The organism is Pseudomonas sp. NPDC077186, from assembly GCF_044543505.1.
GTDB lineage: Bacteria > Pseudomonadota > Gammaproteobacteria > Pseudomonadales > Pseudomonadaceae > Aquipseudomonas.
The window spans coordinates 153,221-163,464 of sequence record NZ_JBITWE010000005.1; the positions used below are offsets into that span (position 1 = coordinate 153,221).

The window sequence follows — 10,244 nt, forward strand, 5'->3', positions numbered from 1 at the left end:
GTGCGTGCGAAAATTCATGGATTCTCAACCGCGAATCGCCGCACTCCAGCTCCGCGCTACGGGCTATGCCCCCTGCGGCGTGACGACCAAGGAAAGGGACAGTTACGGTGGCCCCCAGAGACCCGGTAAAAACGCAGCGCAATCGCCAGATTAACGAACTCACGGCGCAGATAAATGAACTCAAGGAGGACGTCTTAGATATCACCGGCTATCCCAGCGAACATTCGTTGAACGCCACTTATGGCGGGAAGCACGCCGAGTACATCGACATCAAGAACGAAGTCATCGATTCACCCGAGCAGTTCATCGCGCTTTATCTCCGTGGGTTCCTTGAGGTTCTGGAGAACCTCGGACCTGCCGCGCGGCCTGGCAATCCCTATTACGAGGCCCACGCGCATATCAAGAACTCCAAGACGGTGCGTCGCTGGTTCAAGCTTTTCCTCACTCGAACCTACCTGCGTCAGTTCGATGCTCTGGCCCGCAAGCGTCCGGAAGTGGAGGATGCTGAGATATGGATAGGTCAAAAGAATGCGTCCTACGGCATCCTGGTGACCCCCCGGTTCAAGAATGGAGCCTGGGAGAACGATAAGAGTGAAATTCGACATTTCAAACCGAACTACTGGACCATCGGGCACATCCTGCAGACTGGATTCGTGATACCCGATGAAGATGATCGCATCGAGTTTCCCTCCGTCGATCACTACCTGAAATTCTTCCGCCAGACCTTGGTGCGCAACTCCGGCTCCGAATATGAAATGGCGATTGCCAGGCGCTACTGCAATTTCGTGCTCAATAGCGAGAACCCACTGGATGTGCCACTGTTGATCCCAGAACTGCGCTATGGTGGAAAGGTGGCGCGCCATGAGCATCGCCTCGACTTCACCATCATTGATCCTTTTACCCTGTCGAAGGTCGGGTTCGAGCTTTCGCCCTGGTCAACCCATGGCAGACTGGAGGGCACCCGTGACAAGACCCAAAAGCAAATCAATGAAGAGGCTCAGGCAAACTTCGAGAAGGAAATGCGCAAGCTCAAGGCCTATTTCCGCAAACGTGGTATCCCCATCATTGTCTACACAGATACAGACCTGAAGGATCCCGATGCCATCTTTGACGACATTGCGGCGTACTTGTCTCCCACGCGCAAGGCCAAGCAGTTGGAGTTCCACGCCATGGAGGACTTCCTGGCGTTCAAACCCGGTCGCTAGTGCCCGCGCCAGTGGCCTCACCGAACTCGCCTCAAGCCGAGGTCCTGCTACCAGCCTTAAGGGGCTTCGACAAATGAGGACGGTCGCCTTTCGTATGCTTCGCTGATCGCGGAGCAAAGTCCTCTGAAAGCATCGGCTCACAGCACCAGAGCGCCGAGCCACGCGGCCTTCCTGCCTGTCACCGATTGAAAAGGGGACAGATTTTTCTCTACTCCAAACGGCTGCTCATGGCCGGAGCTAGCCAGTCGCATCCGACTGAAAGCGGCCAATATCAGACAAGCGGCACCGAGAAAGCAAGGTTGAACGCTTTGCAGGTGCTTGAAGCGTGGCTTTCGGCTGCTACTATTGTTTTTAAGTACTAACATACAAAAAATAATGGCTTTCCAATGTGTGCCTGTGAGTTTATCTTTTTACGGAGATGGTTTTGGGAGTAAAAATATGTGCGCACCAAATCACCTGCACCCTGAAACAGAACACGAATACAATACAGTAAAAATTAATGGCAATACTACTCAGAAAGTAGTAATTACAAATGCTCTGGTGAAGGCCGTCACTGCATGTGCACTAAAGGATATGACACACCTACAGCAAAGTAGTCTTCCAAATCAAAAGGGAAAATTATTTTTGGCTGAGTATAGTATGCGATCTACACTAGGCGCCTCCACCATGGGGCAAGCGGTGGCCGCTATTTATCAAGACGGAAAGTTTTCTTGCTGGGATGTTCTTGCGTGCGATGTAACAGGCAGTAGCTGGCTGCTAGGGACAAATGCCCCTGAGGTTAGGGCGAATAATCGAATTCCTTAGCCAGAGGTCAGCGAACATGAACGAAACACAGCGGCTAGCTTTAGAAAGAGCATTTCCTTCTGAGACACGCGACTCCATCACAACATTCGTAATCGAGAATCGTGAGGTTCTGGACGCTCTCCGAGCTCTTCTCGACCCTGGATCAAATGATGTTAATTTAACGACCAAATTAGCATTCCCCGCCGAGGTTAACTTGAAGGGCGGGATTGATCAGTTAAAAATCCTCTTTCAGCTTGCAGCAGAAAACGGACTGGAGTGGCTCCCGCTTGGCGAACAAAGTTCTCCGGACAGTGCTGTGTTTGGATTCCCAGGGCGAAAGCCTCAGTTGACGGTACGATTAGCCCTAGTTGGAGATCTAAACTAAGTGGAGCTAATCGCATGGAAGTGCATCGCGCCTGCTGTAGAGGTATTGTCTGACATTTTTGGCTTTGCAGGTAGCTGTGCCTTGATAATACCTGGGTATAGGATATTAAGAGAGAGTCGCGCTATTTATGAGGCAAGAAGAATCATGGTTGAGAGACTTTCATCTCTCTCTCGTGGCGATGTTCTAGAAAATTTAAATGATAAGCTTGATAGTGTGGCGAAGATGGTGGCGGCATACAATCCGCAGGATGCGATTTGGGTTTATCGTGGGATTTTCCTCATGTTTTTATCCTTTTCCTTTAAGCTATTATTTCATTTTATGACAAAGTTGTGAAATGGCTAAGGGCAATAAGGGGGAAGTCACAATTTTGGCCTAAAATAAACAGAATCGAAATTAATCGTGGCCTGCCTCCCCCTGTTATTCGATGCTTAGAAAGCTTGGCCGGGCTGATTGCTCAGCAAGGTGTCCCTCTAGCTGTGAACCTGATTATTCTCGATAGTTAGGGGCCCCATCGCCTACAACACAGCGTGCCGACTCTAGTGGTACCTCCTGGCTGCATTAACTCTCGCGATCACACAGCCGCCCATGACTGCGTATAGAATGCCGACGACAGTCAGTTCGCAGGACTCCTATAACGGGGTTCAGTAATAAGACCAAGGATCACTATGAAGAAGACAAAAGGAGCCTCTCGCAATCGGTATCTTGGGACATACCAGGTGTCCGGCGACAAAAGCTTGGTCGGAGAGCTTGAGCTCAATGCAGAGGGCACAGTATTGAGAGTTCATGCCGATGAGCGTCCAGAGGTGGAAAACGTTGCCCATGTGAAAGGGATCGCATATACAGGGGACTACATAACCCTTATTGATTGTCTAAGCCAGGGGGTCAGGTGGCATCAATCAAAGGATGGTTCATTTCGCCACCACGCCGACCTCCTTCCTCACTATGTGGCCATTGGTTCATATCACCTAGATCCGGAAGTACCATGCATCAAGGCAATTCACTTTACAGCCACGGATCTGCACGACCTGTTCTATGACTTTGATGCATTTGGCCATGTGACAGATGCTAGCCCAATTATCGATTCAGTACTCGCAGAGCGCCGTCGGATGCGACCTGTCAAAGCAGGCGATCATCCGCAAGTTTTTTACTACACAGGCAAGGACTGTTTGATTGAAGTGCCAACATCCATAGGCAAAATCTCAGTCCACCACCGCCCGAGCTATAGCTTGGGAGGACCGGATGGTGTCTACATAAAGAACCGGATGGTGGTGTCGATAGAGCCAAGTGAGCCTGCCACATTCTCCGAAACTGTTCAGAGAATGTATGACATTAGCTGCTTTCTCTCCATAATTGCGGGGCGCGCACAGGGTATAAAGCACATCCAGCTAGAGACTACTCAGTCAAACGAAGGCATTCCACACATGCTTTCAGTGTTTCCAAGCTTCCCATGGAAAACTGGCGGAAAGGGCACGTACTACAAGCCTCACCCAGCAGACGTGCCGCTGGATCCGATTCGTGCACCGGAGGAGTTCCGCTCTGTCTTGGCCAACTGGATTGAGCGCCACGCATCATGGCACACATCTCGATGGCGCTGCCTGGGATGCCTTCGAAAAGCAAACGACTACGATTTTGATCGACTTGTGGCTGCGGCTAACATGTTCGACATCCTGCCCGCAGAAGCAGTGCCAGCCAAGAACCAACTATCACCGGAACTGGCGGAAGCAAAACTACTCTGCAAAGCAATACTTAAGAAACTCCCCAAAGGGGTTGAGCGGGATAGCGTACTTGGAGCGCTTGGTAGAATGGGACAGCCATCGTTACCAAAGAAGGTGGTGCACCGTGCAACCTTCGTGGAGAGACAGCTAGGGACAAAATTCCCGGATCTTGCGTTTGTCGTTGGTATCGCCGTGAAGCTTAGAAATTACTTTGTACATGGCAGCTTGGACGGGCTTGAATACGAAAAACTCGAACCTTTCCTGCCATTTCTAACCGACGCGCTTGAGTTCGTGTTTGCGGCATCCGATCTGATAGAAGCTGGATGGAATGCCCAGGAGTGGTCGACCAAATCTCTAGGTTCTGGACATAGCTTCACTCGGTTTCTGGCGGGATATGACTACCTAATCGGTGAACTTCGGGTCGCGGTAACGCCAGCTGCTATCGGGACAGTTCAGCGATAAGGTTCAGATTGGTTCCCTATTGGAGAAAGGGGGAGAGATTTATCTCTACTATTATCGTCCGCTCCTGGCCGGGACTAGCCTGACGTATCAGGCTGGAGACGGCCAAAAGCAGCCTGTTGCATGACCTCAAGCCCGCGAGCGGCAAAGCCATCCTGCGGCCATTCCGGGCGGTATTTCAGGTGTCGTAACAGCGACTCTAAGTAGGGATTGTCATTGCTCACCGCTGGGCGGCCATTCAAAAATTGGAGCGACTGGTGCGGCTGATGAATTCACCTTGGCGGCGACCGTACAGAACCTGAGACGTATGGCCAAGCTACTGCCTCACGGGCCGCCGATCACGGGATAGGTGCGCCTGCGGCGAGCAGAAACCCTCGGAATAACCCTCAGACCTAGGCAAGGAAGCTCAGTGAAACGCCGAAAGGCAACTTGAAGTGGCTTCCAGCCACTTCGACAGCAGGCACATCCGACCGGCCAACTGCCGCTGAACCTACTTTTTCAACAGAATCGGCCGTTCTCGGCCTCTTCTATTGCGCCCGCGTTTTGGGGGCGCCCCAAAAATTTGACGACATGTGACAGTTAGCGCGAGCCGGCAAGGCCGGCTCGTGAACATCCGCTTTACAGCTCCAAGGAAAGGGGTTTAGCCGACTGGCCGCAGCACCTGGGTGAGCATATGCGCTGGTGGACGCGGCTGAGGAAGCCCACTTCAAAGGCTCTCCGTTCTATCGCGCATGGCAGTAAGTCGCGCTCGGCGATCATGACCGCCCAGAGCCAGCCGCTGCGGGCGTTGTCGAGCCAGGTCTGGGCCAGCTTCACGCCCTGGTTGAACGCTTCCCGGCAGTCGGCAGCCCAGATGATTTCTACACCTGGGTGGCCATCGTGAGGTGGCAGGCACGTCATGACGCCCTTGCTCATCTGGCACCTCCTCGTACTTCGGAGAGAGCGCGGCGATAGAGCACCACCATCTCGTCCAGCAGATCCAAGGCTGAATATGCAGCGATCCGTACGCGCAGATCTGCCGGCTGCAGCCCATCAGGTTCAGCCAGTTGATCCAGCAAATTGCCGAGCATGACTCCACGCAGTTCAGCCGCAGCTTCAGAGGGTTGGGGAGAGCGTTCGGATTCGTGCAGCGGGCTTCGCTGCAGTGGAAAAGGTACAACGCTGGATTCGAACTCAGCCATGGCGCACCTCCGGAGTGGAGGTGGACAGCAAGACCTGAAGCCCAAGGCGGAGCTCTCGGGTAAAAAGTGGGTAGCGCATTCCTTATGCTCCTTGGTTCGATTAAGGAGCCACTACCAACCGTTGTCACGCGGATTGGTGGTGGACCGCACGGGGGTGACAACCGGGAACCAAGGGAACCGGCCAGGCAAAAGCCTGCCCCGCACGGCCCACCATAGAAAAGCGATAGCCCAGCACTTGCGTGCCTGCTAATCACCTTTGGCGTTGCCGCGCCCTTGCTCCACGAGTTGTCACGCTCGGTCGTGGGATTGACCACGACGGGCGCACTCTAGCCCGAGGGTTTCCGGATGGCAACCTACTGTGGCGTAGGTGAGATTGATGACGGGTAACGCCTCGGCCTCTGATTCGGCGGCCGTATTTCGGGCTCGTCTTGGGGGCAGGGTACGGATAATATGAGGGCTGATTGAGGATAGTTTCGCCAGAGCCGTCACCCCGTAAATCGATCTATCTCCCGCGTCAGCAAAAGCTCTACGCGATTGACGGTAGAAGTGACGGTAAGCCCCATATCAATTTCAGCCAATCCCTTTAGCCAAGCGGGCTCGGGCGGCTTGTTGATGATCGAGTGGGAGTGATGTGACCGACAGGGGCAGCGCAAGCTGCCCTTGTCGTTTCTGTCGGCCGCTGCGGCAACCTATCTCGTATCCGGGGTCGTCAGCCGGGGGCTGGAAATGAGAAGATGTCGCAACTTATCGCCCGGATGTCAGCCAGGTGCGGCCTTCCCGGATTGCCGCCGGGCCACGGATACGACCATGACCTTTACCCGCAGACAAATTCTCGCCGGCCTCGGCGGCGTCAGCCTGCTCGCCGTCGGCGGCGCCGGCTACTGGTTGCGCCGCAGCCAGAGCGCCAGCCACGACTACGAGCTGATCGCCGCGCCATTGGATATCGAACTGGTGCCCGGGCATCAGACCCCGGCCTGGGCCTATGGCGGCCAGGCGCCGGGGCTGGAATTGCGCGCCCGCCAGGGCGACTGGCTGCGGGTGCGCTTCATCAACCGGTTGCCGGAGCCCACCACCATTCACTGGCATGGCATCCGTCTGCCGCTGGAGATGGACGGCGTGCCCTATCTCTCGCAGTTGCCGGTGCTGCCGGGGGAGTATTTCGACTATGTGTTCCGCGTGCCGGATGCCGGCAGCTTCTGGTATCACCCGCATACCGCCAGCGCCGAGCAGCTGGGGCGTGGTCTGGTCGGCCCGCTGATCGTCGAGGAGCGGCAGCCCACGGGCTTTCGCCACGAGCGCACGCTGAGCCTGAAGAGCTGGCACGTGGACGGGCAGGGCGCCTTCACCGCCTTCAGCGTGCCGCGCGAGGCGGCGCGCGGCGGCACGCCCGGCGTGCTGAGCACGGTCAACGGCGTGCATGCGCCGACTGTGGAGCTGCCGGCCGGCCAGGTGGTGCGCCTGCGTCTGCTCAACCTGGACAACACCCTGACCTACCGTCTCAACCTGCCGGGCGGCGAGGCGCGCATCTACGCGCTGGACGGCAATCCGGTGACGCCGCGGCCGCTGGGCAAGGAGTATTGGCTGGGGCCGGGCATGCGTATCGAACTGGGCCTCAAGGTGCCGTCGGCCGGCCAGGCGTTGTCGCTGCGCAACGGCCCGCTGCGTCTGGCCACCCTGAGTTCGGTGGCGTCCAGCGAGCCGGCCGGTGACTGGCCGCCGGCGCTGCCGGCCAACCCGGTGGCCGAGCCGAACCTGGCCAATGCGGAGACCCTGCGCTTCAACTTCGAGTGGGCCGGCGCCGTCTCGGTCGGCCTGGAGCAGGGCGCCGCGCATAGTTTCTGGCAGATCAACGGCCAGGCCTGGGATATCGCCGACAAGAGCTGCTACGAGCGCCCCATCGCCACCCTGCAGCGCGGCAGGAGCTATATCCTCGAGTTGCGCAACCTCAGTCAGTACCAGCACCCCATCCATCTGCACGGCATGACCTTCAAGGTGCTGGGCTCCAACCGTCGACGCATCGCCGAGCCCTGGTTCACCGACACCTATCTGCTGGGCAAGAACGAGACCGCCAGGGTGGCGCTGGTGGCCGATAATCCCGGGGTGTGGATGTTCCACTGCCATGTCATCGACCATATGGAAACCGGGCTGATGGCGGCGATCGAAGTGGTGTAGGGTGGGCGCCGTTTTGGCAGTCGCAAGCTTGATGGGTGGAAATCGCCGCGCGGTTTTCCGCCCTACGGATTGATTCAATGAAAAAGCCGCAGATCATCGACCGCTCGCGCGACGAGCATTTCATGCGTGAGGCGCTGGCGCAGGCGCGCCTGGGCGCGGAGCAGGGCGAGGTGCCGGTGGGCGCGGTGCTGGTGCAGGCGGGCGAGGTCGTCGGCCGCGGCTTCAACTGCCCGATCTCGCGCAGTGACCCCAGCGCCCATGCCGAGATGGTGGCGATCCGCGCAGCGGCCGAGTCCGCGCAGAACTACCGCCTGCCCGGCAGCACCCTGTACGTGACCCTGGAGCCCTGCAGCATGTGCGCCGGGCTGATCGTGCACGCGCGCATCGCCCGCGTGGTCTACGCCGCCAGCGAGCCGCGGGCCGGGGTGGCGATCAGCCAGGGCCAGTTCTTCGAGCAGGGCTTTCTCAATCATCGAGTGCTGGTGGAGGGTGGGCTGCTGGCGGAGGAGAGCGGGGCGTTGCTGAAGGCGTTTTTCAAGGTTCGGCGCGGCTGAATCAGAGCGGCGGGGTCTCTTCGCTGGGCTGGCGCTTGTCGATGCCCGGCAGGTGCACGCCGCGCTCGGCCACCTGGGTGCCTTCCAGCTGCGGCTGCGTCACCCAGGTGAGAATGTCGTAGTAGCGGCGGATGTTGCGCACGAAATGCACCGGCTCGCCGCCGCGGGCGTAGCCGTAACGGGTCTTGCTGTACCACTGCTTCTGCGCCAGGCGCGGCAGGATCTTCTGCACGTCGGCCCACTTGTTGGGGTTCAGCCCCTCGGCCTCGGTGAGCTTGCGCGCATCCTCCAGGTGGCCGCCGCCGACGTTGTAGGCGGCCAGGGCGAACCAGGTGCGATCCGGCTCCTCGATGCCTTCCGGCAGTTGTTCGTAGACCTGGACGAAGTAGCGTGCGCCGCCGTCGATGCTCTGCTTGGGATCGAGGCGATTGGACACGCCGACCGACTGCGCGGTGCGCTGGGTCAGCATCATCAGCCCGCGCACGCCGGTCTTGGAGGTGGCGTTGGGCTGCCACAGCGATTCCTGATAGCCCATGGCGGCCAGCAGGCGCCAGTCCACCTGGTTGGCGCGGGCGGCCTGGCGGAACATCTGTTCGTACCGCGGCAGGCGCTTTTGCAGGTGCTGGGCGAAGGTGTAGGCGCCGACGTAGCCGAGCACGTCGACATGGCCGTAGTAGCGCTCCTTCAGGCGTTGCAGGGTGCCGTTGGCCTCGGCCCGCTCGAGGAAGGCGTTGGCCTCCTGCAGCAGGCTGTCGTCCTCGCCGGGCGCCACCGCCCAGCGCATGTGGTTGGCCTCGCCGAGGTCGAAGGCGACGCGCACGTTGGGGAAGTACACCTGGTTCATCGCCAGCTCGTTGGAGTCGACCAGGGTCAGATCGATCTGGCCCTCGTCGACCATGCGCAGCAGGTCGACCACTTCCACCGCGTCGGATTCCTCGAAGGCCAGCTCCGGCACTTTCAGCTTGAGGGCGGCCAGCTGTTCGGCGTGGCTGCTACCGGCCAGCACCAGGATGCGCTTGCCGACCAGGTCGGCGGCCTTGGTCGGGCGTGGCTGGCCCTGGCGGTAGACGACCTGCGGGGTGACTTCCAGATAGGGAATGGAGAAACGCGCCTGGTTCTGTCGCGCCGGGGTCTCCACCAGGCCGGCGGCGGCCAGCACCGGGCCTTCGGGGCGGCCGAGGCTGGCGAACAGGCTGCCGAGGTTGTCGGCGGTCTCGACCTTCAGCTCCAGGCCCAGATCGGTGGCGAAGCGCTTGGCCAGCTCGTATTCGAAGCCGGTATCGCCGTTGCGGTCCTGGAAATAGGTGGCCGGGCTGTTGCGGGTGATCACGCGCAGCTCACCCTCCGCCTTTACCTGCTCGAGTACGCTGGGCTTGAGTTCTTCGCCACAGCCGCCGAGCATCAGGAGGATTCCAATCGCCAACAGCCCTGTGGCGCAACGCATGCGTATCGCAGGTCGTGCAAACATCGGCGCAGTATACGCAAAGCGCTGACGGCGCCATATCTCGACAGCGGCGCGCTTCTCTGATAGCGCGCATCCGTCTTGAAAGCCAGGGTCTGTTCTCGTTTCGTTCGTGGCCGCGACGGAGTCAGTTATTGTGTGGAGCTAGGCGCGAGACGCGAAATTTGGTCGTCCAAATGAGCTGTCGAGCAACAACGCGCCGCGCCATAACTGGCCCGTCCCAGCGGGTTGCGTGGCAAATGGCGCCATGGGCTGTAACGTGATTCGGCAGGGGGTAACCCGTGTCTTTGACGCGCCGCCCAGTCATGGCGCCATTTGCCGAAGCAAC

Annotated in this window: 10 protein-coding genes; 7 read left to right on the plus strand and 3 right to left on the minus strand. The window is 58.5% G+C overall.

Annotated elements, in window-relative coordinates:
• Nucleotides 1-107: 107 nt before the first annotated feature.
• From ACIGKL_RS18905 to ACIGKL_RS18925, 5 genes are all read left to right on the plus strand, one after another.
• Nucleotides 108-1,205, plus strand: coding sequence for a topoisomerase (locus tag ACIGKL_RS18905; protein ID WP_397487998.1), 1,098 nt, complete (start codon nucleotides 108-110; stop codon nucleotides 1,203-1,205).
• A 396-nt stretch (nucleotides 1,206-1,601) separates the two neighbouring features.
• Nucleotides 1,602-2,009 (plus strand): hypothetical protein, encoded by a 408-nt coding sequence (locus ACIGKL_RS18910; RefSeq protein ID WP_397487999.1) that lies wholly within the window; start codon nucleotides 1,602-1,604, stop codon nucleotides 2,007-2,009.
• Between the two features lie 16 nt (nucleotides 2,010-2,025).
• On the plus strand, nucleotides 2,026-2,373 hold the full coding sequence (locus tag ACIGKL_RS18915) for a hypothetical protein (RefSeq protein WP_397488000.1): 348 nt from the start codon (nucleotides 2,026-2,028) through the stop codon (nucleotides 2,371-2,373).
• Nucleotides 2,374-2,706, plus strand: coding sequence for a hypothetical protein (locus ACIGKL_RS18920; protein WP_397488001.1), 333 nt, complete (start codon nucleotides 2,374-2,376; stop codon nucleotides 2,704-2,706).
• Nucleotides 2,707-3,038: 332 nt separating this feature from the next.
• Nucleotides 3,039-4,550, plus strand: coding sequence for a HEPN domain-containing protein (locus ACIGKL_RS18925; RefSeq protein WP_397488002.1), 1,512 nt, complete (start codon nucleotides 3,039-3,041; stop codon nucleotides 4,548-4,550).
• Between the two features lie 615 nt (nucleotides 4,551-5,165).
• Here the strand turns inward: ACIGKL_RS18925 and ACIGKL_RS18930 are convergent.
• Entirely contained in the window at nucleotides 5,166-5,462 is a 297-nt protein-coding gene (locus ACIGKL_RS18930; protein ID WP_397488003.1) for a LasR-specific antiactivator QslA, read from the minus strand.
• Complete coding sequence (locus ACIGKL_RS18935) at nucleotides 5,459-5,728, minus strand: hypothetical protein (protein WP_397488004.1); 270 nt, start codon at nucleotides 5,726-5,728, stop codon at nucleotides 5,459-5,461. Before ACIGKL_RS18935 ends, ACIGKL_RS18930 begins: the two co-directional genes overlap by 4 nt.
• Before the next feature lie 807 nt (nucleotides 5,729-6,535).
• On the opposite strand from ACIGKL_RS18935, the gene ACIGKL_RS18940 reads away from it, so the two are divergent.
• Together ACIGKL_RS18940 and tadA are read left to right on the plus strand one after the other, a co-directional pair.
• A complete protein-coding gene (locus ACIGKL_RS18940; RefSeq protein ID WP_397488005.1) occupies nucleotides 6,536-7,900 on the plus strand; it encodes a multicopper oxidase family protein in 1,365 nt (454 codons plus the stop codon).
• A gap of 77 nt (nucleotides 7,901-7,977) precedes the next feature.
• Entirely contained in the window at nucleotides 7,978-8,454 is a 477-nt protein-coding gene (gene tadA / locus ACIGKL_RS18945) for a tRNA adenosine(34) deaminase TadA (protein ID WP_397488006.1), read from the plus strand.
• A 1-nt stretch (nucleotide 8,455) separates the two neighbouring features.
• Here the strand turns inward: tadA and mltF are convergent, their stop codons facing one another.
• Nucleotides 8,456-9,922, minus strand: a complete 1,467-nt coding sequence (gene mltF, locus ACIGKL_RS18950; protein WP_397488007.1) for a membrane-bound lytic murein transglycosylase MltF — start codon at nucleotides 9,920-9,922, stop codon at nucleotides 8,456-8,458.
• Nucleotides 9,923-10,244: the final 322 nt, after the last annotated feature.

What these genes read in the sequence shown, in the direction of transcription:
- ACIGKL_RS18915 (WP_397488000.1), top strand. Translation starts at nt 2,026, where the DNA reads ATGAACGAAACACAGCGGCTAGCTTTAGAAAGAGCATTTCCTTCTGAG.
- ACIGKL_RS18925 (WP_397488002.1), top strand. Translation starts at nt 3,039, where the DNA reads ATGAAGAAGACAAAAGGAGCCTCTCGCAATCGGTATCTTGGGACATAC.
- ACIGKL_RS18930 (WP_397488003.1), bottom strand. Translation starts at nt 5,462, where the DNA reads ATGAGCAAGGGCGTCATGACGTGCCTGCCACCTCACGATGGCCACCCA.
- ACIGKL_RS18935 (WP_397488004.1), bottom strand. Translation starts at nt 5,728, where the DNA reads ATGGCTGAGTTCGAATCCAGCGTTGTACCTTTTCCACTGCAGCGAAGC.
- ACIGKL_RS18940 (WP_397488005.1), top strand. Translation starts at nt 6,536, where the DNA reads ATGACCTTTACCCGCAGACAAATTCTCGCCGGCCTCGGCGGCGTCAGC.
- tadA (WP_397488006.1), top strand. Translation starts at nt 7,978, where the DNA reads ATGAAAAAGCCGCAGATCATCGACCGCTCGCGCGACGAGCATTTCATG.
- mltF (WP_397488007.1), bottom strand. Translation starts at nt 9,922, where the DNA reads ATGTTTGCACGACCTGCGATACGCATGCGTTGCGCCACAGGGCTGTTG.